The organism is Amycolatopsis aidingensis (assembly GCF_018885265.1).
GTDB classification, from domain to species: domain Bacteria; phylum Actinomycetota; class Actinomycetes; order Mycobacteriales; family Pseudonocardiaceae; genus Amycolatopsis; species Amycolatopsis aidingensis.
Genome location: NZ_CP076538.1, coordinates 5,926,820 through 5,951,434, shown reverse-complemented (window position 1 = coordinate 5,951,434; position 24,615 = coordinate 5,926,820). Strand labels below are relative to the sequence as shown.

Below are 24,615 nucleotides of genomic sequence, written 5' to 3'. Positions count from 1 at the left end.
TGTGAAGTGTACGCAGAGTGGGGGGGTGTCTCTATGTGGTTGTCAAGCCGCAGCGGGCGTGGAGTCCGGTTGGGGATGCCGGTAGTAGGTGTGGTTGCGGAGCATGGCGTAGAGCACGTCGCAGCGGCGGCGTGCGAGGCAGATGAGGGCGGCGTTGTGTTTCTTGCCTTCGTCGCGTTTTCGTTGGTAGTAGGCCCTGCTGGTGGGGTCGGACAGGGCGGCGAAGGCGGCGAGGAAGAAGGCGCGTTTGAGTTTGCGGTTGCCGGTGCGGGCGGGGTGTTCGCCCTTGATCGAGCTGCCGGAGCGGTGGGTGACCGGTGCGATCCCGGCGTAGGCGGCGAGGTGGCCGGAGCTGGCGAAGGCGGAGGCGTCGCCGATCTCGAGGAGGATGCGGGCGGCGGTCCTGACCCCGATGCCGGGCATCGATGTCAGGACCCCGGCAAGAGGGTGCGCATCGAGGATCTCCTCCACCTCGGACGCGACCTGTTTCCGTTGCGCCAGCACGGTTTTCAGGCTGTCGGCCAGGCGGGGCAGAACGGTGTCGGCCGCGGTGGTGCCGGGAACGGTCACGGTCTGCTCCTGCAGTGCGGTGAGGATGTTCTCGACCAGCTTGGTGCCCATACGCGGCGCGTGCTTGGCCGCCATGGCGGTGAGCTTGCGGCGCCCAGCCTGGCGGATGCCGGCCGGGCCGCCGCAGCGCGACAGGATCTCCAGCACCGCCGCATGCGTGATGCGGGGGCCGAGGACGCGTTCGAGGGCGGGGTGGATGCCGGTGAGCAGGCCGCGGATGCGGTTGGACAGCCGGGTCGCCTCTGCGGTGAGGTCATCGTCGTAGCCGACCAGCACGTCGAGTTCGGCGAGGGTGTCGTCTCCGACGTCGACTTGGCGCAGGGTGTGCGGCAGGGTGCGGGCAGCGTCGGCGATGACGTAGGCGTCGCGGGCGTCGGTCTTGGCGTTGCCGGGGTAGAGGTCGGCGATGCGGCGCATGGCCAGGCCGGGCAGGTAGGCCACCTGGTGGCCGCACGCACGGGCGACCGCGACCGGCAGCGCGCCGATCGTGGCGGGCTGGTCGACCACTACGAGCAGGCGTCCGTGTTCGGCGAGACGGTCGAAGACTTCCCGCAGCTTGGGCTCGTTGTTGGGCAGTGGCGCGTCGTGCAGCCGTTTGCCGGTGGGGTCGAGGCCGATGGCGTGGTGCTCGCCTTTGCCCACGTCCAAGCCGAGGAACACGCCGTAGCCGGCCGAAGTGTTGTCCATCCACCAGGTCTTTCGTATCGTCACCGTCCTGGTCGCCGATCGAGCACCAACGGCCGGCAGCCACGTTACGACGAGACCTACCCCACGGGCGGCCGTGTCTCTATCAGCGGTCCACCGGTGCCACCAAGCCGGGTGACACCACCCCCCGGATCATGCCTTCGACTGGGGGACTCAGTCATGCCCGGCCTGGCGACCAGGGCCCTTGATCAAGAGCCACGAAAACGGTAACGGGGGGTGAACCAGCATGTCGAACGCATAGATGGAACGTGGTTCGGCGAAGGACACGAATCCTGTTGCCCACGGCGTTCCGGCGTCGACCGGGCACGGGGCCGAGGTCGAGGACCGGTCACCCTTGCGCGGTGCTCCGCTCGGGTCAGCCCTGCGGGCGTACCGGACGGTGGGGACGGCGAAGGCCGCGCAGACGGCATGCAGGTGGCGCAGGACCTGGGCGCAGGAGGCGCGGCGTGCTGGGGAAAGGTGGTGCTCGATCTGGTAGTTCAACCCGCCAGCAGGTCGTCTGCGCACCGGCCGCCGAGGATGGGGAGGGGGCGGAAGGCGAGTACCTGCTTGCGCAGGTAGTCCAGACGCGCTCGTCCTTGCCCGGGATGGGCATGCCCTTGTGGTTGCGGGCGAACGAGCATCCCAGGTACACGCCCATCAGTCCCTGGTGCACCCCGATGCACAAGACTGCCCTGAGCGGGGAGAGCACGAGGAACACCGCACCCGGGTAACCCACTGCAGCAGGCCGCGTTTGGCCCGGGTCTGCTCATCGCTGAACGCGAACTGCGTGAACACCCCGCCAACAGCACCGCAGTGAGCTACTGCCACAACGAGTCGCCCAGCAGCATGAACGAGACCCCGCCACCGGCGAGCAGTGCAACGTTGAACCATCGCAGGGATGCGCCTGTTCGGACAGGCCGGTGCCCTCCAACCGGGATACGGTTGAAGGGCACCGGGTTCTTGGTGTCTCCGTCAGCGTGTCCGCTGCTCGGAGCACGATCTGTGTCAGTAAACGGGGTGGACGTCCGCGGCGCGCAGCCCTTGCGCGTGCGGTCGCAGGCTGAACCTCACCCGGTCGCCAGTGCCGAGGGGGCGAGGGCTGTCGGCGCTGACCTGGGAGTGGTGCACGAAGACATCCGCGCCACCCTCGTCACGAGAGACGAAGCCCGCACGGGAGATGAACCCGAAGCCCCGCCCCGCGTCGAACCACGTCACTATTCCGTATGCCATGGAGTTCCTCTGCTGCCGTCGGGCTCAGACGACGCGGACGCCGGTGGCCTGCGGGCCCTTGGCGCCCTGGGTGACCTCGAACTCGACGTGCTGGTTCTCGTCCAGGCTGCGGAAGCCGTAGCCGTCGATCTCCGAGTAGTGCACGAAGACGTCCGGGCCGTCCTCGCGGGAGAGGAAGCCGAAGCCCTTCTCCGAGTTGAACCACTTCACGGTTCCTTGTGTCATACCTAATGTCCTTACTTGGGACTGAATATGGGTGCCGCACTGTGCGGTCCCATGGCCGGTGTCAGACTGCGACTTTCTCCAGCTTGTCCCGCAAGAAAAGAAGGAAGTGCCCGCCACATCGTTTCCGCGAGCGTGATGAACCACGAACCCAAAACTCTACGACCACCCCGTACAACCGGCCCGGCATCGGATTCGTTCCCAACGGCGCGGCGACGTGTCGCACGTCACCTGCTCGCCCGTTGCGGAACGGGGTGCCGTCATTGTTCCGATGGCTGACGTCGCCGGTCTGCCTACAGGCGAAACCGGACCCCGCGGTGCGCTGGATCCGGACCTTGGCCAGCGCGATTGCCATCGCCGACGTCGCCACCCGCAGTGCCGAGGAAGCTCATTCGACGCCGCTGGCGCGGCGGCCCTATGACCTGCGGCACGCCGCAGTCAGCACGTGGCTGAGCGGGGGAGTGGACCCTGCCACGGTCGCGGAGTGGGCCGGGCACTCGTTGTCGGTGCTGATGGAGATTTACGCGGCCTGCCTGTACGGACAGGAAGTCGTGTCCCGGCAGCGGGTACAGGCCGCGCTCGGGCACGTCGGGTAGGCGTGTCCACGCATTGTCCACGGGCGCCCGTATGGCGCCGGGTATAGCCGGGTGCAGCCAGGTAACACGAGAACGGGTCCCGACTGGCGTTTCCGCTGGTCGAGGCCCGTTTTTGACGGTCTGGTTGGAGCGCCCTCGGCGGGACTACCAAAGGATGGGAACGGGACTGACCAGGAACTTTTCAACGGCACGTTGGTAGTCGAGGCGAGCTTCGAGCTTCCGGGTTTGGGTGGGAGCCGGTCATGAACGCCAACTCGCAAACAGCCGCTCGGTTTGTCACGGTCACGATGGGGCTGGTCATCGGGCTCACATTCTTCCTTGGGTTCGTCGGTACGCGGCACCTGGCCCTGGCTGGGGCCAGCGAGGACATGTTGCGGCCGGCACGACGCCTGCTGTTGGCGGCGAGCGTGGTGACGCTGTTGTTGAATGTGGCTGATCCGGTGTGCGCTGGAGAATGCCAGCACTGTCTTTGTCACCTGCCGCAACAGCCCGTTCGGGCCGACCACACGCCATCCGCACGGGCCTTCTCGATCAACTCCCGGGCAACCCGCACATCAAGATCACGGACAGTCCCCCATGAAGGCACCGGGTTAGGGAGGACCTAACTGCTGGCGATATATATCGTGTTCCGATATATTCGGTTCATGGCTGGTCGGGTGATGACGGAGCAGGCGTTCTTCGTCCTCACGGCGTTGGTGGACACCCCGCGCCACGGTTACGGCATCGTGGGCGAGGTGGCCGAGCTCTCCGAGGGGAGGGTGCGGCTCAGGGTGGGCACGCTCTACGGGGTGCTGGACCGCCTGGCCGGCGACGGTCTGGTCGAGCCGGACCGGGAGGAGGTCGCCAACGGCCGGCTGCGCCGGTACTACCGGTTGACCGAGCGAGGGCGGGATGCCCTCGCCGCCGAGGCCGCCCGGCAGGCGGCGAACGCTCGTGCCGCCTCGGCGCGGCTGGGTGCCTGGCGACCGGCGAGCGCTGGCGGTACGGCATGAACCAGCTCGAGCGGCGCTACCGGCGAGTTCTGCGACTGCTTCCGGCGTTCTACCGGCGGGAGTGGGAGGAGGACATGGTGGCCACCTTCCTGCTGACCGCGCAGCCTTCCGACCTCGAGGAGGCCGAGTTCGCCGCCGACTACGGCCGCCCGAGCTGGCCGGAGGTGGCCAGCGTGCTGGCGCTCGCGGTGCGGCTGCGTCTCGGCGGAGCGGGCGCGCCACCCCGTTACCTCACGTGGGGTGAGACGGTGCGGCGGGTGGCTCTGGTGGGTCTGCTGGCCCATGCCGTGATGGCGCTGGTCGGGGCAGGGGGATTGCTGTGGTCCTGGACCCGGTCACCGGGTCTGTTCGGGATCGACTCGGTGGCCTGGCAACTGGCCGCGTTGCTGTGGGTGCCGGCATACCTCGCGTTGGTCGCCGGGCGCCGGCGTGCGGCGCGGATACTCGCCGGTCTGGCCCTGGTGCCGGGCCTGGTCAGTACCGGCTCGGTGGTGACCGATGCCGGGAGCGTGTACCTGGCCTCGGCACTCGGCGTGCTGTCGCTGGACGTACTGCCGGTCCTGGCGTTGGCCGCGTTCCACCGGAATGCCCCGCCGGTGAAGCCCCGGCCCTGGCTCGTCGCCCTACCGGCCGGTGCCGTCTTGGTCGTGGCCGCATATCTGCTCGCTCAGAGTTTTGGACTACTGGTGGACCAGCCGGCCATTCTCTGCGCGGCGGTGTTTTTCGCGGCGACCGGGTATCTGGCCGTGTCCGCCCTGGCATCGCGGCCGCGCACCGCGTCCTGGCCGGCGACCCTCGCGCTGCTCGCCGTCGCCGTGCTCGGGGTGCGCGTTCTGACGCTGCTGGACTATCTCCGGTTCTCAGTGAACGTCGAATGGCCGGACGCGCTGGTCATCGCCTGCGTCGTGGAGGCCGCTGCGGTATCGGCCGTGACGGTACCGCTCGGGGTCGTCGCGGTCCGAGTTCTGCGTGACCTGCCCGCGTCCGGAAGGCCACTCCAACGGACCCCGGATACATAACGGCAGCGTGTGGGCTGGTCATCGCGCCAGCAGTCCGGTGGTGCGGTGGCTGGTTGTGAGTAGCCGGGTCGGCGCATCCGCGATGGTCAGCCCGCTGAGACTGCGTTTCGATCGGGAAATCGAATCACCTCCGGTTCCGTCGATGTGGACATCACCCAACCGGGGGTCACGCTCGGTTGGGGGTCGCTGTGTCGGGTACGCACATCGGTTGCTGTCTCGGAAACGGCGCCAGCAGAAACAAGCCGAGGCCTCGGCCGTGTAGTTGATCTCCGTCAGCCGCACACTCAACATCAGCGTGAACGGTCGACACCTACATCGAACGAGTGCGGACCAAGTACGCCAAGGTCGGCCGAGCCGCCACCACCAAGAGCGCACTGGTCATCCGAGCACTCTACGACGGCCTCATCACACTCGCCGAACTCGACGAGAAACCCCACGACACTTGAATGCAACCCCTGGGGCGTTCACCCGACACCACGTGCCACGCAGCGCTCTATCGTCAGAGATACAGCTTGGAAGTGGCCAGTCTTGACCAACGGGTCGAGGCGGGCGGGCCCGTTCCACAATATCGACTCGAAGCCCCAACTCGCCGAAATGAAGAGGAAGGCCAACAGCAGGCGGCCAAACCTGACCTGCTCGACGCCCTGCCCATGGGAGAGGGTTCGGGTCGAGGATCTACCCGAAGACGTCGCACGGCGGCTCTTCGAAGTCCTCCGGCTCGAACTGCATTACAACAAGAGCACCAACCAGATCACGCTACTCGGGCCGACCGTGCCAGCGGCACGTCAGGCCGCTCACGAGGCCATCATTCTTGCCGTTTAACCGCAACAAGCAGCTTGACCAGCGTAAACGTAATGATGAGAACGAGGAGGATGCTATGTCCGGAATCTCTCCCGTTCCCATCCTTGGAGCGCACCCAACAAGCCAGTATCCGAACCTAAACCTCCTGGTCAGCGGCTTGCCGGTCTCGGTGAAGGTCGCCCATGCCAAGGTTCGGCGCGATGGATACCGCCAGCCCCGCCCGGAGAAACGATGAGGATGACTCTGTGTGACAGTCTGCGCTGTTAGGAAGGGCGGCGTCAGAACCGCCACCAGCGTCGTTGTGGGCCGAGCGGTGACCGCCGCCGGGCGTGCTTGCCGACTTCACCCAGGGCACCCCGACGTCGCTAACCGCTACGCGAACACCCCGGCCACGGCGAACTGTACGACCAGACCGGAGAGGACGGACTGCGCGGACAGCGCTGGATGTGGCGCTGCCGCGGCTGATGGTCCTCGACGAGGACGGCACTTGCCTTGATCCCGGAGGGGAGTTGGCCGACACCGATCCAGCGGTGATCCCGTTGCCCCGACTGTTCCTGACCAGGCCGGCCTCCTGATGTGCGGCCCTGCTCTTTCGCGGACTGTTCGAACGGTGCGTTGGTTGGTCAGCGTGTCGTGGGGGAATCGCGCGCGGTATGGGCCTGGTTGAGCAGGGCCATCAGTGTGTCTTGTTGACGGATTTTTGCTCGGTATTTGTCCGGGAGCCTCGTGATTTGCTCTTCTTGAGCGAGTAGTCGGTGGAAGATGTTCTCGCGTAGCGCGGGGTCGGTCTCGATGTCGAGGTAGGCGATCGCGTGGCGTTTGGCCGCGGAAGCCGCGTTCTGGGCTTTGCCTTTGGGGCTGACCAGCGAGGCGATGATGGTGACGATCAGGACGCCGAGGATGACGCTCAGCGACAGGCCGGTGCTGATCTCCATGACCTTGACCGGCTGACCATCGTTGATGAACGGCACGTTGTTCTCGTGTAGCGCGTGCAGAATGAGTTTCACCCCGATAAAGCCCAGGATGACCGCGAGGCCGTAGGTCAGGTAGACGAGGCGATCGAGCAATCCGTCGATGAGGAAGTAGAGCTGGCGCAGGCCGAGCAGGGAGAAGACCGTGGCCGTGAACACGAGGTACAGGTTCTGGGTCAGGCCGAAGATGGCGGGGATGGAGTCCAGGGCGAAGAGCAGATCGGTTCCGCCGATGGCCACCATGACCAGCAGCATCGGGGTCATGGTTCGCGTGCCGTTGCGGGTTGTGAACAGTTTGTCGCCGTCGTAGCTGGCCGTGGTGTGGAACAGTCGTTTCGCGAGGCGGATCGGGAGGTTGTCCGCGGTATGGTTCTCGGATGCTTCGGGTTTGATCAGGTTACCGGCGGTGAGGAGCAGGATCAGGCCGAAGAGGTAGAACACCCAGGCAAACGAGTTGATGAGCGTGGCGCCCAGCAGGATGAATCCGGTCCGGGCGATCAGTGAGAAGACGATCCCGAAGAGCAGCACCTTCTGCTGGTCGGCGCGGGGGACCTTGAAGCTGGTCATGATGATGAGGAACACGAAGAGGTTGTCGACCGACAGTGCCTTTTCTGTCACATAGCCGGCGAAGTACTCGGTTCCCGTCGTGCTGCCGCCGAACGTCCATACCCCGATGCCGAACACGACGGCGATTCCCACATAGATGGCGGACCAGAGGGCGGCTTCCCGAAGGGTGGGGGTGTGCGCCTTGCGCACGTGAAAGAAGAAGTCGAACAGGAGCAGGCCAATGATCGCCGCAACGGTCAGCCCCCAGGTTAGGGCAGGCACTGCCATGCGTAGGCTCCCGCTTCAGCCTCGTGGGATCGTCACCGCGTTCATAGTGGCGGTCGCGGCGGCCTCTGGCAGTCCGGACAGCCTCTCGGGTGGGTGATGTTGGCGGGGTCACGGGCTCGCTGGCCGCCCTGGAGGCCGCTTTCCTGGACATTCTGGGTCGAGGTAGCGCCCACCGCTGCCGCAACCCTGAACGGCCCCGGGGGACGTGTGGCGGCGAGCGCGGATCCGACGGTAGGGACTGGGGAGGATGTGCACGGCGATCTCCCCGCCCACTCCATTCCCTCGGCCAGGTCGAGATGGTCGCCGCTGGAGGTTCGGCCAGGGCCTGCTCTGGCGCATCGTTCTGGAACCGGCGGCACGGGCGGCCGTCCTCCTGGACCTACCGCTGCGATGGTGGCCGCGACGGCTGCGACCGACGTCATGTTCACCACGAACACGGCGCCGGGGCGATCAGTGTCGCGGCGCGGGGCGGGTCAATTGCGACGTTTCCGGATCAGGCGGCGCAGTTGGGTGATCCGCGCGGTGCCCAGGACCAGGGTGAGCAGTGTCGCGCCGACCGCGGCGATCAGCAGGGCCAGTGCCAGTGGCGTGCTCGCGGTCATCCACAGGAACGAGATTTCCGTGCTACGCGTGTTCTGGGCGAGAAAGATGATCAGCGCGACCGTGAGCAGGCCTGCGGCGGCGACGGCCACCCAGGCTGCTCCCGCGCGAGTCCGGGGTACGCCTCGGGCTGCCCGTGGCGGTACCTCGGTGCGTGGTGCTGTTTCGGGGTTGGTAGGGGCGTTATCGGTGTCCGGCGGTGTGGGGATGGTTTCGGGTTCGGAGGTGGGACGAGGTCGGTGTAGCAGCGACATGATCGTCGGCTTTCAGTCAGGTGGTTGGGGTGGGGCCGTTTTCGCGCGGGCGAGGTGTTGCGGGCGTACCCAGCGGACGTCGTGGACCCAGCCGAGTCTTTCGAAGATCCAGATGGTGCGGGCGGAGATGTCGATCTGGCCGCGCTGCATGCCGTGCCGGGCGCAGGTGGGATCGGCGTGGTGGGAGTTGTGCCAGGACTCACCCATTGACAAGATTGCCAGCGGCCAGAAGTTGGCGGATTTGTCGCGGCCGGCGAACGGGCGGGACCCGATCATGTGGCAGATCGAGTTCACCGACCACGTCACGTGGTGTTGCAGGGAAATCCGGGCCAGCCCGGCCCAGCAGAACGCCGTGATCGCGCCCCACCACGACTGGGTGACCAGTCCGCCGATCCCGGCGGGGAGCAGCACGCTGCACGCGACCCAGGCCGGGAAGAGCCGGTCCACCACCCGGATGTCGTGGTCGGCGAGCAGGTCCGGGGCGAATCGGGCGTAGTTGGTTTTGTCCCTGCCGAACAGCCACCCCAAGTGTGCGTGCCAGAACCCGCGGGCCAACGCGAGCGGGGAGGTTCCGTACAGCCACGGCGAGTGCGGGTCGCCCTCCCGGTCGGAGAAGGCATGATGGCGGCGGTGATCGGCCACCCACCCGATGACCGGGCCCTGGGCGGCGAGGCCGCCGACGACCGCCAGCGCAACCCTCAGCGGCCGGACCGCCTTGAACGCGCCGTGGGTGAAGTATCGGTGATAGCCCACGGTCACCCCGAGCGTGGTCAGCATGTAGAACCCGGCCGCCAGCCCGATGTCCAGCCAGCTCAACCCCCATCCCCACACCAGGACCACGAGCGTGATCAGCGCGAGGAACGGGAAGATCAGGAACAGCCGGATCGTCACCAGCTCACCCCGGGAATGCTGCCCCGACACCAACGGTTGCGGGCCCGTGGGGAACCGCGGTGCCGGGGTGGTCACATCAGTTGTGGTCATGGCAATCGCCATTTCAGATCGCAGAGGGGGCCGCCCCGTGCGAGCCACAGCGGCCCGCACGCGCGGGGCCGGGACGGCTAGGCGTGTTCGTACATGCGGCCGCCGTCACCCTCCCAGCGCTCGGCGGCCATATCCGGTTCATCGGCCGAGTCGCCGCCGGCCGCGACAGGGCGGGCGGCGAGCAGCACATCGGTACCGTCGACGTTATCCGGCGTCGACGCCGTCATCAGCACCCGGTGCGCGGCCACTCCCGCCGTATCCGGCGGCACAACCAGCAACGTCAAGCGCCGACCACCTGCCCCGACCACCGTCACCAGATCGGGAGCTTGCGAGAAGAACCCGTCCAGCCGCACCACCTGGTTGCCGACCGGCGCCTTGCGCACGGCCAGATCCCAGACACTCAGGTTGTAGGTAACCCGCTCGACCCGGCCGAGCCGGGGCCCCAACGCCGCCAGCAACGCAGGCAACTCGGCACACAGGTTCCGCGACCGAGGCCACCACGCACCATCGACAAACCCAGTACTCGAAGCGACCTGTGGCTTCAACTTCAACCGTGCTCGGGACGGCACAACGGCCATCGCGGAACCGGTAGCGATCAACGTACTCGGGACCGACCTCACGTCGGTACTCCTACCTCCGGCCTGAACCTGCCAGCCGGACTGCCGCCGAGAACGACGCGGGCTTGGCCACCCGCATACGGAATGCTCTCGACACCATCAATCATACGCCTTCCGGTGGGTTGCTGGTCCCGGTGAAGGCCGGTTCATACCGAGCGCGACGGCGATCAGCCCTGGCCCGAGCTGGCGGGCCAAACACGCGAGATCGAGCCGGATGATCGTCCGCTAACGGCGGAGTTGCCTTCGCCGGACGAACCCGACCACGGCCGTGCCGACGAACAGCACGATCCCCACAATCGCGATCCACATCAGCCCGTCCACGGCGAACCCGACGATCGCCACGATGAGCCAGAGCACGAGCAGAACGATCAACAAGATTAACACGGCGACCTCCGAGGCATACCGTGGCGATGGCCATTCGTCCATCCCCGAGCAGAGTCCCAATAGCGCCACACCAGCGGTCGCACGCTGATCAGCGGAGTTGACGTGCCACGTCGGCCGAGTAGGTCTCGCCGGTGGCGTCTCGTTCGAAGCTGTGCGTCCACAGTCAGCTCATCCACTGCGGTCCGCAGCGTCGCTGGGTCGGCTGGCCGAGGGAACGGAATGTGCCCGGACGCGACGGTATCGGCCTCCTGGTCCGGTTGCATGGTCACGACTCTCACCTCTCGCGCTCACTGTCGAACGATGGCGCCAGGATTACCAAACGCCGCAAACCTTAAACGCGTGGAACTCAGTCGCATCGGTCACGGTGAAGGCTGTTGGAGACTGCGGAGTGGTCGGCTCGCGAGCCGACCATGCGGCCACGCCGACGCGGCCCCCGCCTAGTGGACAGGCCCGAGAGTTGAACACCGCGCTCGAGCACCGCCGGCGACGCAGTACGTTTCTGCTGCCGTCGTTGCGGGAATTCCACTGGCAGAGAAGAAAAACTACTGGCCAAGAGGGTATTGTGGGATGACTACCGCATCCGGATCCGCCGCACCACCGGTAGAGAAACGGGGCAGCGATTTCGCCGAGCTGTCCCGATGGATCAAGCGGGCCGGGCTGCTGCGGCGTCGATACGGCTACTACGCCGCGCGGATCGCCGTCAACGCCGTGCTGTTCGCTGGCGGGGTCGCGGCGTTCGTGCTCCTCGGTGACTCGTGGTGGCAACTGGGCGTCGCCGCCTTTTTCGCGGTGATGTTCACCCAGTTCGCGTTCGTGGGCCACGACGCGGGGCACAAGCAGATCTTCCGGTCCCGCAGGCGTAACGACCTCGTCGGGCACGTGCATGGCGCGCTCACCGGGATCAGCTACCGGTGGTGGGTCGGCAAGCACAACCAGCACCACGCCAACCCGAACCATGAGGACGAGGACCCCGATCTCGAAATCACCGCGATCGCCTTCAGCCGGGGACAGTCCGAGACGAAACGTGGGCTGTTCCGGTGGATCACCAAGCACCAGGCGGCCCTGTTCTTCCCGTTGCTCCTCGCTGAAGCGATCATGTTGCGTATCGGCAGCGTGCAGGCACTCCTGCGGCGCGAGGTGAAGTCCCGCAGGCTGGAAGCGGCCCTGTTGCTCGGCCACATCGGGTGCTACCTGACGGCTGTCTTCCACGTGTTGTCACCGGTGAAGGCGGTCTTGTTCATCGTCGTGCACCAGGGGTTGATGGGCGTGTACCTGGGGTGCTCCTTCGCGCCGAACCACAAGGGCATGCCGATAATGTCGGGCGGCGAGAAGCCGGACTACCTGCGCAAGCAGGTGCTGACCGCCAGGAACATCCGCGGCGGCAAATGGGTGGACTTCCTGCTCGGCGGGCTGAACCATCAGATCGAGCACCACCTGTTCCCCAACATGCCGCGTCCCAACCTGCGCCGCGCCAAGCCACTCGTGCGCGAGTTCTGCGCACGGCACGGCGTCTCCTACAGCCAGTGCGGGCTGGTGCGCTCCTACGCGCATGTCCTTCGGCACCTGCACGCCGCGAGTGCGCCGTTGCGCCGTCCTGGTTGCGAGGCCACCTAGACGACCCGCGGTGTGGCCGGACCCACTGATCAGGAGAGTCTCGGTATTTTCACAGGTCAACGCGCAGATTTCCAGATCATTCGGCGCAGTTGCGCACCAACAAGGCAATATACGAACCTGAACCTGCTGGTCAGCGGCCTACCAGTGTCCGTGAACCCACTCACGCGAAGATCCGGCGCGAGGGATATCGGCGGACTCGATGACCTGTAGCGGAGGGTAGCGCCCACTGGTCATGGCAAGGCGCGGATCGTCCGTTGTCTCCTGCGGTGAACCCACGCTCATGCCGCTGAGCGCGCAATAACGAGCACGACTGGCTCGACACCGGTGGGCAGCCAGCCGCGTACGACGTGGCTGTCGACACCGCCGAGCGACGAGGTAACGGTCCGATCACCGTTGCCGTTCGACGTGCAAAATCTCGAATGGTTCGGATACTGGCTCTACTGCGCCCTCGGCAGGACTCGAACCTGCGACACCTGCCTCCGGAGGGCTCAGCCGCATCACCCGGGAGAAGCGCGCTCACCTGCGGAAATGCTCGGCGAGAGGCTGGAACAGGTGGGGATTGTCCACGCATTGTCCACGCGCGTCCCCCTATCTGTTCCAGCCGCCCGTGACTGGTGTGACATAGAAAGAGAGTGGGAAGTGATAGCACCCCGTGGGTGTCACTCTCCTGTCACACCTATTTCCGCAGGTCAACCGGCATAGAGTGACAGAGTGACAGGTGTGACAGCGTCGACAGGACCAGGGTGTCACTGCCACCCGGAACGCTCGTGCGTGACGGCGCGCAGCCGGTACGATCGCCCCATGGCGACCATGGCTGAGCTGGAGGCCCGCGTAGCCGCGCTGGAGGCCGAGCGTGCCGACTACCGGGCCGTTCCGCGGCCGTCAACGCCCTGGGCGAGAATCAGCGCGAGCACGCCGTTCAGCTCCGTACCTTGACCGAGCAGCAAGCCGAAACGACGGCACAGCTTCGCACTCTGGCCCAGCAGCAGGGCGACACGAACACCCGAGTCCGTTCGATCGAGGACAACCTGGCAGAGGTCAAGGACCTACTTGTCCGCGCACTCGACCGGTGAACCCCGCTACGATGGCGCGCCATCACGTAGATCTGGAGTTGCCTGACTCGGCGGGCGGATCGGCATCGATTTGGTACACGAGATTGTATCGCTCGCTGCTCATAGTGATGAAGTTGACTTCGACAGGACGGTCGCCTGCGTACGCGACTCGGACCACCTGGATTACCGGGAAGCCGTAAGGAAGTTGGAGCAGATCGGCTTCCTTGGGCCGTGGTGACCTTGCTGAAACGAGCTCGGTGTAATGGGTCAACTCGTAGCCCAGTTCGTCCAGGCGTGCGTAGCTGCCACCTGGTCCGGTGTCCGTCTCTTCGAGTTGCGTACCAGCCGCGATGTCCGTCGGCAGGTACGACGTGGCGAGCTGTACGACCTCGCCGTCGGCCCGCATGACTCGGTCCCGAACCACAACCTCCTGACGTTGCCCGGAGCCTAGCTCTAGGTACTCGGCCACCTCAGTAGTGGCTTCTTCCCTGCGGATCTTTACTGTGACGGCAGGTTTCCAGTTGCCGACAGCCGCGTCCGACATGAACGCGCCCCGTCCGGCGGTTCGTTCGGCCTTGGTCAATCGGTTCCGCGCGAGCCGAACAATCGGCTTCCGCTCGTGTACGTACCATCCGCGTCCTGCCACACTCAGCACCAATCCTTCGGCTCGGAGCTGGTCGATCGCGTTCTGGACGGTCTGTCGCGCAACGCCGTACCTGGACATCAAGTCAGAGCCGGATGGGAGCCGCTGGCCCGGCTCGTAGCCCCCACGCTGAATCTCGGCACGGAGCTCATCGGCGATCTCGACCCACGGCTTCGTCTGCATTGACGCATCCTATCCACGCTATCTAGACAACTCCAGGCTACCTATGTACAGTCCCATCGTACTAGCTATCTAGATAGCCTAGATGGCAATGGACGAAGGGATGTCAATGCGTACGGGACGGATGACGAGTCGCCTGGTCAGGGACCTGGCGGATGGGGATGGCGGTCCGGCGGTGGTGTATCCGGACGGGCTGACCGAGGCAGACGTGGACGCGCTGCTGGATGAGGTGGATCGGGAGCTGGCGGCCGAGCACCGTGTGGCCTCGGTGCGGGTGTCGCATGACTTCGCCGATCCGCGGCAGGCGCGTCGGGTGGCGCGCCGGGCCGAGCGGGCGGTGTTGCGGTCGCTGCCTGCCCGGTTGGACGTGGCCGACCTGGATGGGGAGGCCGCGTGATGGGTAAGAACGAGCAGGTCATCCACGTCAAGGCGAAGAAGTCGTGGTGGAACGGCCGGGTGACCGCGCTGTGTGGCTGGACGGCCGAGGCGGGCGAGTACGAGACGGATACCTGGTATCCGTTCGGGTTCTGGTCCGGTCGGAAGTGCCCGGCCTGCCAGCGCATCAAGCGGGAGGGCGGCCGCCGATGACCCGCCTTCTGATCACTGGTTCTGACCCTGGCTCGGCGGACCCTTCCGCCAAGAACGTGCCCGCCGGGCCGGGGCTCTCTATCCACTCAGCAAGCGAGACGGAGAGGACACCCATGGTAGGCCGAGTTTCCTGCCCTGCGCCCGGGGCGGCCAGCGAGATCGAGCGGCGCGGCTGGGCCACGATGCCTCGTTCGCGGCACTGGTTGCACGACAAGCGCCGCCATGCCTACGCCTACGGGCTGCTGGCCGGGGCGGTGCAGGCGCACTGCGACGGAGGGTTGAGCGCGGAGAGCCTGCTGCGGCTGCTCGACACGATCGACACCGAGTTGAACCGGCGCGCCAACGGGGGTGAGCGGTGATGTTGATCGTGCATCGCTGCCAGTGCGGGCACATCGATCTGTGGCACGCCCTGGATGAGAAGGACCGGCGCACCGGCGCCTGCCTGGGCCAGTGCGGCTGTTCCAAGGCCGCGTACGGCGGTCCGGAGGTGATCCCGTCGTGGTCGGCCGGGATGGAGCCGACCAGGCGGGAAACCACCGTGCACGAGCCGGGCTACCGGCTGGTGTCGGGGGTGCGCACCTGTGAGTGCGAGCGGTGCCAGGCGCGGTATCGCGAGGCAGTCCGGGAGGTGGCTGCGTGATGTCGCTGTTCGATGTGCTGGCCCGGTTCGGCACGGCCGCGTTGTTGCGGTTCGTGGGTGCGGTGTTGCTGTTCCTGCTGCTGCACCTGGTGCGTATCCCGGTGGTGCTGGTGGCGCGGGTGCTGGAGGGGGTGCTGCGGCGGCTGGATGGCTACGCCGCCCGGCAGGCTTCCCGCCCGCCGCGTGGGCCGGTGAACGACTTCTACCACTTCTCTGCTCAGTCCTATGCGCGGAAGGAGGCTGGTCATGGCCTCGCGTGAACTCGACATCCACACCGGCAAGCCCCGGACTCGCACCGAGGTGGCCACGGAGTGGGCGGTGTGGCACTTCGCCGAGCTGGCCGGGATCACTGGCCCCGGGCTGCTGGCGGTCACGATCAACGGCTGGTTCGCCACCGCCTCGGCTGTGGTCGCGGCCGGGTGGGCGGTGCATGAGACCCGCACCCGCCGGGAGCAGGCCCGTATCCGGGACCGGCGCGCCCTGGCCGCCACCGGCACCCCGGCCGAGGACACCGAGCCCGCTGAGGACCCCGGCACGGACGGGGCCGGTGAGGACAAGGGGGTGAGCGCATGAGCACCGGGATCGAGTTCGTGGACGGCCCGGGGGATGACGAGGTGGCCCGGGGCATGGCCGCGCTGGAGCGGCACCTGGCCGACACCGCCCCGGCAGCGGCCGCCCCGCCGCCGGTGTCCAAGCGGGTGCGGCAGCGCCGCGCGGAGCATGCCGAGGCGCGGCAGCTGGTGGAGCTGGACACCGACGAGACCCCGTTCCTGGTGGAGACCGACCGGCTGCGTGCCCGCCGGCGCCGGGTGCGGGAGGCGGGGCAGCTGTGGCGGCTGGAGCAGGACCCGATGGTGCTGGCCTACCGGGACTCCCGGATGCGGCGGCTGCTGGTCACGGTGGCGCTGGTGGCGCTGGGGCTGGCGCTGGCCTGGTCCACCGCCGGGGTGCAGGCGTTCGCCGCCGAGGGAGCCCAGCCGTGGACGCCACGGTGGCTGTTCGCGTGGCTGGTGGAGCCGTTCTGCTCGCTGGCGCTGCTGACCGTGGTGGGTGCCCGCGCCTACCTGGCGGTGCGGCACCGGCCGTTGAACGACCGGGCGGTGCGGCGTGCGGAGTGGGTGTTCCTTGGGCTGACCCTGGCCATGAACGCCTGGCCGTACCTGCCCGGCATCGCCGAGGTGTTCTCGGTGTCGGCGCTGGTGCTGCACCTGCTCGGCCCGATCGTCGCGGTGACGGTGGTGACCTGCCTGCCGCGCATCCTGGCCGCCTTTGCCGACCTCGCCCCCGCCCCGACCCCGGCGGCGGCGGTCGAGTCCGCTGGGGTCACCGGGTCGACCCCGGCGACCGGGGACGCCGTCGAAGCCCTCGATCGGGCCGGTGACCAGCACGAGTCGACCCCCGACCCAGGGCCGGAGCGGGGCCGGATTCCGGAGCGGTCGACCCGCTCGCTGGCCGATCTGCGGGCGCTGCTGCGGGACTCGATCGCGGCGGGCCGGGTCGACCCGTCCTCGGCGGAGTCCATCCGCAAGACCTTGCGCTGCTCCGTCAAGCGGGCGCGGCAGCTGCGTGACGAACACCAGGGAGGCCGCAAGTGAGCAGCAACAGCGAGCAGGCCGGGCCGGGCGAGCTGGCGCGGGTGCACTACCTACCCCACCGGCCCGACGACGACGCCCCGGCCAGCCCGGCGATGGCTGAGACCGAGGTGGTGGAAGCCGAGCTGGTCACCGAGGAGGAGTACCGCCGGTTGACCTCGCAGCGGGAGCTGGCCAAGCGCCGCTACGAGGGCTACCGGCGGGATGCGGTGGCGGTCGGTCGGGTGGTGAAGACCGCCGCCACCCACCAGCGCACCAAGGCGGTGCTGCGGCACACCCTGGCCTACCCGGTGGCCGGGATGGGCGTGGTGGCCCGGCGGTGGCGCGAGGCCCACGGCGCCACCCGCTATGAACGGCAGATGCGGGCCGCTGAGGCGGCCGGGGATCAGGAGGCGCTGCGGTACTGGCAGGAAGCCGACGTGACCGAGAAGGACCGGCGGCACCGGCGGATGATGGACTGGCTGGCCGCCCCGGGCCAGTGGATCAAGGCCGGGGTGCTCGGCCTGGCCGGGCTGGCCGGGTTCCTGCTGGTGCTCGGCGTGATCCTCGCGGTCGACTCCGGCCGGATCGCCGATGTGATCGCCCCGATCGGTGGGGTGATCGAGGCGGTGGCGTTCGCCGCCTGGTTCCTGACCACTTACGGGGCGCTGCTGCTGGTGGGCGGCACCGCCGCCGTGGTGTTCTACCTCTACCAGCAGGGCCGGGCGCACGCCGAGATGCCGGGCTGGCTGTCCACCCCGGACACAGACGGGGGAGACGTCATGGACGAACTGCCGGACGAGGGCACCATCATCAACGCGCTGAAGAACCTCAACATCCGGGGCTTCAATCAGGCCCTCAAGGACGGGTGGCGGGTGCGGTTCGAGATGCCGCCGGTCCTGGACGGCAAGGGGTGGCGCACCCAGGTGGCGCTGCCCCCGGCCTGCCCGGTCGAGGAGATCGTCAAGCGCAAGAACACCCTGGCGCACAATCTGGTGCGGTACCCGATCGAGGTGTGGCCGACCGAGCCCAAGCCCGCGCTGCTGGACCTGTGGGTGGCCAAGTCCGGTGCCCTGTCCGGCCCGGTGGACCCGTGGCCGCTGCTGGAGGATCTGGAGCGGGCCAGCACGGACTACTTCGCCGGGGTCCCGGCCGGGGTCACGATCAAGGGCGATGTGGTGCGGGGCCGGTTGTTCGAGGCCAACTACGTGTTCGGCGGCATGATGGGCTCGGGCAAGTCCACGCTGGCCATCACGCTCACGCTGGGCGCGATGCTGGACCCGCTGGTGGATATCGACGTGGTGGTGATGGCCGAGAACGCCGACTTCGAGCCCATGCGGCCCCGGCTGCGCAGCCTGAACACCGGCGCTGGGGACGAGACCGTGGACACCTGCATGAACCTGCTGACCTCGCTGTATGAGGACCTGTCGGTGCGGGGTGCGGCGCTGCGTGAGCACGATGCGCGGGCGGTGACCCGCGCGATCGCCGCCAAGGACACCCGGCTGCGGCCGCGCGTGGTGGTCATTGACGAGTGCCAGAACCTGTTCCTGGGCCAGCACGGCAGGACCGCGATCGAGGTGGCGTCCAAGCTCATGTCCACCGCCCGCAAGTACGCCATCACCCTGATGTTCCTCACCCCCGAGCCGTCCAAGGACGCGCTCCCGCGCAAGATCATCACGATCGCGTCGAACAAGGCGTGCTTCGCCATCGGCGACCAGAACGGCAACGACGCCGTGCTGGGCACCGGCAGCTACAAGACCGGGATCTCGGCGGTGGGGCTGACCCCCAAGACCGACGAAGGCCCCGGGGACATCGGTACCTGCATGCAGCGCGGGTTCACCGCCAAGCCCGGCCTGCTGCGCTCCTTCTACGTGGACCAGGACGACGCTCACCGGGTCACCCAGCGCGCGCTGCAGCTGCGCAGCCAGAGCGGCACCGAGCCCACCGCGCTCGAGTCCGCCCGGCAGGCCGACCCGCTGGCCGACATCGCCACCGTGCTCGGCGACCGGCCCCGCATGAAGACCCAGACGGTGCTGCAGCGCCTCACCGAGCACAACCGGGCCGCCTACGGCGACTGGACCCCGCAGCGGCTCACGGCCTACCTCACCGAGCACGACGCCGCCCCCTACAAAACCCAGGGCGTCATGCAGGTCTCCGCCGCCCGCATCGCCGAGGCCATCGCAGCCCGTGACGACACCAGCGACGACGACACCGCCGAGAACGACGCCGACTAACCAGGGAGGCCCGGCGATCCGAGGGAGTTCTCCCTCACCAGCTCCCCCACCGACCTCCCTCAGCATGACCTGCACAAACAGCCGCTGAGGGAGGCCGGGGAGCCCACCGGGCCACCACCCTCACCACCCCACAACCACACCGTGCACCTCCCCTGGCGGAACTCCCTGCCGAGTCACCGCCACGGCACCCCCATGCCAAAAACAGCCACACACCGTGACCAACGGAAGGGCACTCGATGGACACCCGCGACCACCTCACCACCGCCGCGCTGCACGCGGCCGAGCGGGGCTGGCACGTCTTCCCGCTCACCCCTGGCAGCAAGCAGCCCGCCGGGCACAACGCCGAGAAATGCCCCGGCACCGGCCGGTGCCGGGGCGGGCACCGCACCTGGCAGCAGCGCGCCACCACCGACCCCGACCGGATCCGGGCCGCCTGGCGGCAGGCCCCCTACAACATCGGCCTGGCCACCGGCCCCTCCGGGCTGTGCGTGATCGACCTGGACGTGCCCAAGCCCGGCGAGCAGGTTCCGGCCCACTGGGCCGAGCAGGGCGCCGCCCGGGGTGAGGACGTGCTGGCGATCGTGGCCGAGCAGGCCGGGCACCCGGTGCCCGGCGACACCCTCACCGTGGCCACGCCGTCCGGGGGCTGGCACCTCTACTACCGCACCCCGCCCGGGGTCGAGCTGCGCAAGACCGAGGGCGAGCGGGGCAGCGGGCTCGGCTGGAAGATCGACACCCGCGCGTGGGGCGCCTACGTCGTCGCACCGGGATCGATCGTTGACGGCCGCCGCTACCGGGTGCTGGCCGACACCCCGGTGGCCGAGCTACCCGCCTGGCTGGCCGAGCGGCTGACTCCGGCGCCGCCGCCCCCGGCGCCGCCCACACCGATCCGGGCCGGGCAGCGCTCCCGCTACCTCGAAGCCGCCATCCGCGCCGAGGCCGCCAAGGTCCACAACGCCCCGGAAGGCCAGCGCAACAGTGCGCTCTACGCCGCCGCCCTCGCGCTCGGCCAGCTCGTGGCCGGGGGAGCGCTCACCGAGGCCGAGCACGAAGCCGTGCTCCTGACCGCCGCAGGGCGCCACCTGACCGTGCGCGCCTACAGCGAAGCCCAAGCTCGCATCACCATCCGCTCCGGCCTGCAGGCCGGAGCCAAGCGACCGAGGCAGGTGGCCTGATGCAGCTCACCACCCAGACCGGCACCGCTGGACCGGAAGGACACCACCCGATGCACACCACCACTGCGCACGAACCGAGCAGGCTGGCGCCGGTCGCCGCGCTCGGGGCCACCAAGACCAGCCACCGCTGGACGGAGCAGCCCGGCAACTGGGACCGCCTCAACACCCGCGCCTTGTTCGCCTCGGACAACGAGTGGGGCATCCCCAGCCTGCCGGTGGCCCGGCTCATGCCTGCTCGGTTGGTGCCCTACACCGCCCGGCACCAGGCCACCACCGCCGCCACCCACCGGGACCGCGAGCAGGCCGCGATCCACTTCTTCCTGGACGACTACCGGTTCGAGACCGTGTGGACCAAACCCGAACGCGGCCTGTCCCGCTGCCGCGCTGTGGGTGCGGCGCTCACGCCGGACTTCAGCCTCTGGGCCACCATGCCGCCCGCGATGCAGCTCTGGCAGGTCTACCGCTCCCGCTGGTGCGGCGCCTGGCTGCTGCACCACGGCATCCAGGTCATTCCCACCGTGTCCTGGTCCACCCCGGACAGCTACGCCTTCGCGTTCTCGGGGATCCCGGCCCGGTCGGTGGTGGCGATCTCCACCGTGGGCATCCTCCGCGACCCCGAGGCCCGTCAGCTGTTCGCCGAGGGGTTCACCGCCATGCTGCACCGGCTGGCCCCCAGCGTGGTGCTGGTCTACGGCCGCGCCCTACCCGAGCCAGCCGCCGCCGTGGTGCCGCCCGGCACGCGGGTGCGGTACTACCCCACCCGCTGGGCCACCCACGAAGCCTACCGCGCCCACCGGCGGGCGGCGCGAACCGAGCAGGCGCAGGCCGGGCCGGGGGGTGGTCGGTGATGGGAGGCCGAGGAGGAAAAGGCCGCGCACCCCGCCAGCCCGACCACGGCCCGGCCGAGCCACTGCTGCCACCCGAGGCCACCGCACGCCCCGAACCACCCACCGAGGAACCGGCCGAGCAGCCGCGCCCGGAACCGGTCGAGCCGTCACCAACCGAGCAAGACGACACGGGCGAGCGTGCGGACGCGGGTGGGCTGGAGTCCCGTCTGCTGGATGCCTACACCGAGCTGGCCAGCAAACCCCAGGACTGGATCCGGCTGGCCCGCCTGCGCGAGGCACTGGGCAACCCCGACAAGGCCGAGATGGACCAAATCCTGCTGGCCATGACCCGCACCGGACTCGCGCACCTCGCCCCGGACTCCAACCGCAAGACCCTCACCGACGCCGACCACGCCGCCTCCGTCCGCATCGGCAGCGAGCACAAACACCTGATCGCCATCGAACCCGACTACTGGGACCGCTGAGTCCGGCAGCACGGGCCACGACCGGCCCGGGCTGCGCCTGCTCGGTTCGCGCCGTGCCCGTCTCGTTCGTGTTGGGAGACCACGCCATGACCGCCGCCCGACCCCTCACCCCCGTACCGGACCCACCGGCCCGGCAAACCCGCTGGACCGACGCCGAGCTGATGGCCACCGAGTTCCCGGCACCCCGCTGGGCCGTGCCCGGCCTGCTGTGCGAGGGGCTGAACCTGCTGGCCGGGGCGCCCAAACTCGGCAAGTCCTGGCTGAGCCTGGGGCTCGGCGCCGACATCGCCAACGGCGACCCCGTGCTCGGCGGCATCGACGTCGAACGCGGTCCGGTGTTCTACGCCGCGCTGGAAGACACCGGGCGGCGCCTGCAACGCCGCCGCCGACAGATGCTCGCCGCCGGGGGCCGGGCCGCGCCGCTGCTGACCATCGAGACCGCCTGCCCCACCATGACCAGCGGGGGCGAGGACGTGCTGGCCGAATGGCTGGAAGAGAACCCGCACGCCCGGCTGGTCATCATCGACACCTACGAGAAGATGCGCGGCCGCACCGACCCCGGCCTCTCGGCCTACGCCGCCGACTACGCCGCCGCCAGCCGGTTCAAGGCCCTCGCCGACCGCTACAGCGTGCCGTTCCTGCTCATCCACCACGTCCGCAAACAAGGCGCCGAAGACTTCCAAGCACTGGTGTCCGGCACCAACGGCCTCACCGGCGCCGTGGACGCCACCCTGGTGCTCGAACGCGCCCGGGGACAGGCCGATGGCGTGCTGCACGTGACCGGGCGGGACGTCGAAGAAGCCGAGTACGCCATGAGCTTCGACGCCACCGCCGGGGCCTGGACCAAGCTCGACGGCCCGGCCGGGGACTACCTCATGCAGAACACCCGCGCCGACATCCTCCGGTTCGTCCGCGACTACCCCGGCAGCAAACCCGCCGCCATCGCCGACGCGTTGCAGCTCAACCCCGGCACCGTCCGGAAGACCTGCCAGCGCATGGCCGACAAAAGCCAGCTCCGCGCCACCGGCGGGGCCTACTACCCACCCGACACCAGTGACAGCCCGGGTGACACCCCCGAACTGTCACACCTGTCACTCCGTCACTCAACCACCCCTGACCAGGGAGAACACCTGTGACACCCCCTGTGACACCCCGCCCGGCTGTCACACCACACCAGAAGGAGACCGCCCATGCCCATGCCGCGCCGAACCACCGACCACCGCGTGAAAAGGGCTACAACACCATGGCTACCCAGCGGCATCTCACAGTGGACGAAGTCTGCGAAGAACTCGACATCGCGCGTTCCACCTTCGATGACTGGCGCGCAAAGGGGCGCGGACCGAAATGCCTGAAGCTTCCGAACGGGAAGCTTCGTATCCGTCGTTCTGACTACGAAACCTGGCTCGACTCGTGTATGGAGGTGGCCGCCTGATGGGCAGCACATACGACGTGCGTGTCTGGGGAATCAAGACCCGCAAGAACAAGTCCGGAAAGGTCACAAGCTACGGAGTTCGATGGTCAGTCGACGGGCGATCATTCTACCGGTCGTTCAAAGTTCGTGCCCAAGCAGAGGGTTTCCGGGCGGACCTCATTTCAGCGCAGCGGCGCGGCGAACTATTCGACACCGCAACGGGGCTCCCGGGGTCGCTGGTTCGGTCCGAAGTTGACATGTCGTGGTTCGACTTCACCTGTGAGTACGTGGACATGAAGTGGCCGGACTTGGCCGCGACCGCCCGGCAAACCATCGCCGAGTCGCTGATTCGAGTCGCTCCTGTGTTCTTGGCGCAGGGAAAGACCGCCCCGAAACTGAAGGAAGTTCGGTCGGCATTGCGGCAGTGGGGATACAACAGTGAACTACGCACCAACGGCGACGTGCCGCCAGACGTTCGCCGCGTGCTCGATTGGTGCTCCCGCAACTCGGTTCCCGTCAGAGAGGCAGGCGAGCCTGAAACCCTGCGGGCGCTGCAACGAGCCGTCACCAAACGGTTGGACGGAAGGCCGTTCGCGCCGACCGTGGCGCGAAAGACCCGCTCCGTGCTGTGGAACGTCCTGGACTACGCGGTGGAGCGGAAGCAGATCGAGGCGAACCCGCTAAACGGGGTCAAATGGACCGCCATGCCGAAGGGAAAGCGGAAAGTCGACAAGCGTGCCGTGCCGAACCCGATCCAGGCCAGGACGTTGCTGGAAGCCGTGCGGGAGGTCCAGCGGAGCGGACCGAGGCTCGTTGCCTACTTCGGCGCGATGTACTACGCCGCCTTACGACCGGAGGAAGCGGCCGCCTTGCACAAGCGGCACCTGGCCATCCCGTCGCCTGTCTGGAACGGCACGAAGGACGAGTACGAGTACGGGTGGGGAGAGCTGCACCTCGGTGACGCCTCGCCGCATGTGGGCGCGCGGTGGACCAACGGCAAGAAGCCTCGGGACAAGCGGCAGCTCAAGTCCCGTGCGGCGGGCGAGGGCCGACCCGTGCCGTGCCCGCCAGACCTCACCAAGCTGTTGTGGCAGCACATCGAGGAGTACGGCGTTGGCGCTGACGGGCTCCTGTTCCGGGGCGAGCGTGGCGGTGAGCTACCGATGATCACCTACACCCGGGTCTGGCGCGCTGCGCGTCGGCTCGCGCTGACCGAGGAAGCTCATTCGACGCCGCTGGCGCGGCGGCCCTATGACCTGCGGCACGCCGCAGTCAGCACGTGGCTGAGCGGGGGAGTGGACCCTGCCACGGTCGCGGAGTGGGCCGGGCACTCGTTGTCGGTGCTGATGGAGATTTACGCGGCCTGCCTGTACGGGCAGGAAGTCGTGTCCCGGCAGCGGGTACAGGCCGCGCTCGGGCACGTCGGGTAGGCGTGTC

Annotated in this window: 30 protein-coding genes; 21 read left to right on the top strand and 9 right to left on the bottom strand. The window is 68.1% G+C overall.

Annotated elements, in window-relative coordinates; genetic code table 11:
* Positions 1-42: 42 nt before the first annotated feature.
* The 3 genes from KOI47_RS27115 to KOI47_RS27105 form a co-directional block, all read right to left on the bottom strand.
* Positions 43-1,257, bottom strand: coding sequence for an IS110 family RNA-guided transposase (locus tag KOI47_RS27115; protein WP_216206273.1), 1,215 nt, complete (start codon positions 1,255-1,257; stop codon positions 43-45).
* A gap of 1,005 nt (positions 1,258-2,262) precedes the next feature.
* Complete coding sequence (locus tag KOI47_RS27110) at positions 2,263-2,487, bottom strand: cold-shock protein (protein WP_216209188.1); 225 nt, start codon at positions 2,485-2,487, stop codon at positions 2,263-2,265.
* Positions 2,488-2,511: 24 nt separating this feature from the next.
* A complete protein-coding gene (locus KOI47_RS27105) occupies positions 2,512-2,712 on the bottom strand; it encodes a cold-shock protein (RefSeq protein WP_216209186.1) in 201 nt (66 codons plus the stop codon).
* Between the two features lie 332 nt (positions 2,713-3,044).
* Here KOI47_RS27105 and KOI47_RS27100 point away from each other — a divergent pair, with 332 nt between their 5' ends.
* The 4 genes from KOI47_RS27100 to KOI47_RS36195 all read left to right on the top strand — a co-directional run bounded on the left by KOI47_RS27100 (position 3,045) and on the right by KOI47_RS36195 (position 5,762).
* Positions 3,045-3,305 (top strand): site-specific integrase, encoded by a 261-nt coding sequence (locus tag KOI47_RS27100; RefSeq protein ID WP_216209184.1) that lies wholly within the window; start codon positions 3,045-3,047, stop codon positions 3,303-3,305.
* Positions 3,306-3,949: 644 nt separating this feature from the next.
* The gene (locus KOI47_RS27095) at positions 3,950-4,297 is read left to right on the top strand and encodes a PadR family transcriptional regulator (protein ID WP_332461426.1); all 348 of its coding nucleotides are present in this window, start codon (positions 3,950-3,952) and stop codon (positions 4,295-4,297) included.
* On the top strand, positions 4,294-5,316 hold the full coding sequence (locus KOI47_RS27090; RefSeq protein WP_216209182.1) for a hypothetical protein: 1,023 nt from the start codon (positions 4,294-4,296) through the stop codon (positions 5,314-5,316). Before KOI47_RS27095 ends, KOI47_RS27090 begins: the two co-directional genes overlap by 4 nt.
* Positions 5,317-5,639: 323 nt before the next feature.
* The gene (locus tag KOI47_RS36195) at positions 5,640-5,762 is read left to right on the top strand and encodes a hypothetical protein (RefSeq protein ID WP_269756660.1); all 123 of its coding nucleotides are present in this window, start codon (positions 5,640-5,642) and stop codon (positions 5,760-5,762) included.
* 978 nt (positions 5,763-6,740) lie between these two features.
* Here KOI47_RS36195 and KOI47_RS27085 read toward each other — a convergent pair.
* From KOI47_RS27085 to KOI47_RS27065, 5 genes are all read right to left on the bottom strand, one after another.
* Positions 6,741-7,922 carry a TerC family protein gene (locus KOI47_RS27085; protein WP_216209180.1) on the bottom strand — a complete coding sequence of 394 codons (1,182 nt, stop codon included), beginning with the start codon at positions 7,920-7,922 and terminating at the stop codon, positions 6,741-6,743.
* 473 nt (positions 7,923-8,395) lie between these two features.
* The gene (locus KOI47_RS27080) at positions 8,396-8,614 is read right to left on the bottom strand and encodes a LapA family protein (RefSeq protein WP_216209179.1); all 219 of its coding nucleotides are present in this window, start codon (positions 8,612-8,614) and stop codon (positions 8,396-8,398) included.
* 174 nt (positions 8,615-8,788) lie between these two features.
* Entirely contained in the window at positions 8,789-9,757 is a 969-nt protein-coding gene (locus tag KOI47_RS27075; RefSeq protein WP_216209176.1) for an acyl-CoA desaturase, read from the bottom strand.
* Positions 9,758-9,834: 77 nt separating this feature from the next.
* Positions 9,835-10,335 (bottom strand): DUF5994 family protein, encoded by a 501-nt coding sequence (locus KOI47_RS27070; protein ID WP_232376279.1) that lies wholly within the window; start codon positions 10,333-10,335, stop codon positions 9,835-9,837.
* A 264-nt stretch (positions 10,336-10,599) separates the two neighbouring features.
* On the bottom strand, positions 10,600-10,758 hold the full coding sequence (locus KOI47_RS27065; RefSeq protein ID WP_232376278.1) for an LPXTG cell wall anchor domain-containing protein: 159 nt from the start codon (positions 10,756-10,758) through the stop codon (positions 10,600-10,602).
* Between the two features lie 567 nt (positions 10,759-11,325).
* Between KOI47_RS27065 and KOI47_RS27060 the strand changes: the two genes are divergently transcribed.
* From KOI47_RS27060 to KOI47_RS35925, 3 genes are all read left to right on the top strand, one after another.
* Positions 11,326-12,372 carry a fatty acid desaturase family protein gene (locus KOI47_RS27060; protein ID WP_216209170.1) on the top strand — a complete coding sequence of 349 codons (1,047 nt, stop codon included), beginning with the start codon at positions 11,326-11,328 and terminating at the stop codon, positions 12,370-12,372.
* An 801-nt stretch (positions 12,373-13,173) separates the two neighbouring features.
* Positions 13,174-13,308, top strand: coding sequence for a hypothetical protein (locus KOI47_RS36190; protein ID WP_269756659.1), 135 nt, complete (start codon positions 13,174-13,176; stop codon positions 13,306-13,308).
* Positions 13,305-13,445 (top strand): hypothetical protein, encoded by a 141-nt coding sequence (locus tag KOI47_RS35925; RefSeq protein ID WP_232376277.1) that lies wholly within the window; start codon positions 13,305-13,307, stop codon positions 13,443-13,445. The genes KOI47_RS36190 and KOI47_RS35925 overlap by 4 nt, the downstream gene beginning before the upstream one ends.
* Before the next feature lie 22 nt (positions 13,446-13,467).
* Here KOI47_RS35925 and KOI47_RS27050 read toward each other — a convergent pair whose 3' ends face one another.
* Positions 13,468-14,250, bottom strand: a complete 783-nt coding sequence (locus KOI47_RS27050; protein ID WP_216209168.1) for a GntR family transcriptional regulator — start codon at positions 14,248-14,250, stop codon at positions 13,468-13,470.
* A gap of 121 nt (positions 14,251-14,371) precedes the next feature.
* Here KOI47_RS27050 and KOI47_RS27045 point away from each other — a divergent pair, with 121 nt between their 5' ends.
* The 14 genes from KOI47_RS27045 to KOI47_RS26980 all read left to right on the top strand — a co-directional run bounded on the left by KOI47_RS27045 (position 14,372) and on the right by KOI47_RS26980 (position 24,608).
* Positions 14,372-14,644 (top strand): hypothetical protein, encoded by a 273-nt coding sequence (locus tag KOI47_RS27045; RefSeq protein WP_232376276.1) that lies wholly within the window; start codon positions 14,372-14,374, stop codon positions 14,642-14,644.
* The gene (locus KOI47_RS27040; protein WP_216209164.1) at positions 14,644-14,835 is read left to right on the top strand and encodes a hypothetical protein; all 192 of its coding nucleotides are present in this window, start codon (positions 14,644-14,646) and stop codon (positions 14,833-14,835) included. The genes KOI47_RS27045 and KOI47_RS27040 overlap by 1 nt, the downstream gene beginning before the upstream one ends.
* Positions 14,836-14,948: 113 nt before the next feature.
* Positions 14,949-15,194: a hypothetical protein gene (locus tag KOI47_RS27035; protein ID WP_216209162.1), complete on the top strand. Its 246-nt coding sequence runs from the start codon at positions 14,949-14,951 to the stop codon at positions 15,192-15,194.
* Positions 15,194-15,475: a hypothetical protein gene (locus tag KOI47_RS27030; protein ID WP_216209159.1), complete on the top strand. Its 282-nt coding sequence runs from the start codon at positions 15,194-15,196 to the stop codon at positions 15,473-15,475. The genes KOI47_RS27035 and KOI47_RS27030 overlap by 1 nt, the downstream gene beginning before the upstream one ends.
* Positions 15,475-15,735, top strand: coding sequence for a hypothetical protein (locus tag KOI47_RS27025; protein ID WP_216209157.1), 261 nt, complete (start codon positions 15,475-15,477; stop codon positions 15,733-15,735). The genes KOI47_RS27030 and KOI47_RS27025 overlap by 1 nt, the downstream gene beginning before the upstream one ends.
* A complete protein-coding gene (locus KOI47_RS27020; RefSeq protein WP_216209155.1) occupies positions 15,722-16,048 on the top strand; it encodes a hypothetical protein in 327 nt (108 codons plus the stop codon). The genes KOI47_RS27025 and KOI47_RS27020 overlap by 14 nt, the downstream gene beginning before the upstream one ends.
* A complete protein-coding gene (locus KOI47_RS27015; protein WP_216209152.1) occupies positions 16,045-17,070 on the top strand; it encodes a conjugal transfer protein TraI in 1,026 nt (341 codons plus the stop codon). Before KOI47_RS27020 ends, KOI47_RS27015 begins: the two co-directional genes overlap by 4 nt.
* Positions 17,067-19,280, top strand: coding sequence for a zonular occludens toxin domain-containing protein (locus tag KOI47_RS36185; RefSeq protein WP_216209149.1), 2,214 nt, complete (start codon positions 17,067-17,069; stop codon positions 19,278-19,280). Before KOI47_RS27015 ends, KOI47_RS36185 begins: the two co-directional genes overlap by 4 nt.
* A gap of 236 nt (positions 19,281-19,516) precedes the next feature.
* Complete coding sequence (locus KOI47_RS27005; RefSeq protein ID WP_216209145.1) at positions 19,517-20,455, top strand: bifunctional DNA primase/polymerase; 939 nt, start codon at positions 19,517-19,519, stop codon at positions 20,453-20,455.
* Positions 20,455-21,303, top strand: a complete 849-nt coding sequence (locus KOI47_RS27000) for a DUF4417 domain-containing protein (RefSeq protein ID WP_216209141.1) — start codon at positions 20,455-20,457, stop codon at positions 21,301-21,303. The genes KOI47_RS27005 and KOI47_RS27000 overlap by 1 nt, the downstream gene beginning before the upstream one ends.
* A complete protein-coding gene (locus KOI47_RS26995) occupies positions 21,303-21,767 on the top strand; it encodes a hypothetical protein (RefSeq protein ID WP_216209138.1) in 465 nt (154 codons plus the stop codon). The genes KOI47_RS27000 and KOI47_RS26995 overlap by 1 nt, the downstream gene beginning before the upstream one ends.
* A gap of 86 nt (positions 21,768-21,853) precedes the next feature.
* Positions 21,854-22,903: an AAA family ATPase gene (locus KOI47_RS26990; RefSeq protein ID WP_216209135.1), complete on the top strand. Its 1,050-nt coding sequence runs from the start codon at positions 21,854-21,856 to the stop codon at positions 22,901-22,903.
* Positions 22,900-23,199 carry a helix-turn-helix transcriptional regulator gene (locus KOI47_RS36530; protein WP_408629851.1) on the top strand — a complete coding sequence of 100 codons (300 nt, stop codon included), beginning with the start codon at positions 22,900-22,902 and terminating at the stop codon, positions 23,197-23,199. The genes KOI47_RS26990 and KOI47_RS36530 overlap by 4 nt, the downstream gene beginning before the upstream one ends.
* Positions 23,199-24,608, top strand: a complete 1,410-nt coding sequence (locus KOI47_RS26980) for a tyrosine-type recombinase/integrase (protein ID WP_216209133.1) — start codon at positions 23,199-23,201, stop codon at positions 24,606-24,608. Before KOI47_RS36530 ends, KOI47_RS26980 begins: the two co-directional genes overlap by 1 nt.
* Positions 24,609-24,615 lie beyond the last annotated feature (7 nt).